Source organism: Pseudoalteromonas sp. GW168-MNA-CIBAN-0100 (genome assembly GCF_040309225.1).
Lineage (GTDB): Bacteria > Pseudomonadota > Gammaproteobacteria > Enterobacterales > Alteromonadaceae > Pseudoalteromonas > Pseudoalteromonas arctica.
In genome coordinates, this window is record NZ_JBEOOL010000368.1 from 1 (window position 1) to 305 (window position 305).

Below are 305 nucleotides of genomic sequence, written 5' to 3' on the forward strand. Positions count from 1 at the left end.
TAAAAAACATGATAAAGCAAGCACCTCAACGAGGTGCTTGTTAATAAAGAGGGTTATGCCGAAGCGAGTTTATCGACGTTTTTGCCCTGAGGCTGCGAGGTTAAAAACTGGGTAAAACACGGGTTATTTGTTTCATCTTGTACGTTATAGCCTAAGCGATTTAAGTGCTCATTAAACACATCAAATTGGCTTGGTTCAATTGCAAAACCTGCTAATACATTCCCCGTAGAGCCACCATGATTACGATAATGAAATAAAGTAATATTCCAATTACTGCCTAAGGTATCTAAAAAGCGTGCTAATGC

Annotated in this window: 1 pseudogene; it reads right to left on the minus strand. The window is 38.7% G+C overall.

Annotated features, from left to right (window positions below):
• Positions 1-53 precede the first annotated feature (53 nt).
• Positions 54-305: pseudogene (locus AAEY62_RS21525) on the minus strand (threonine ammonia-lyase, biosynthetic); the annotation flags it as partial.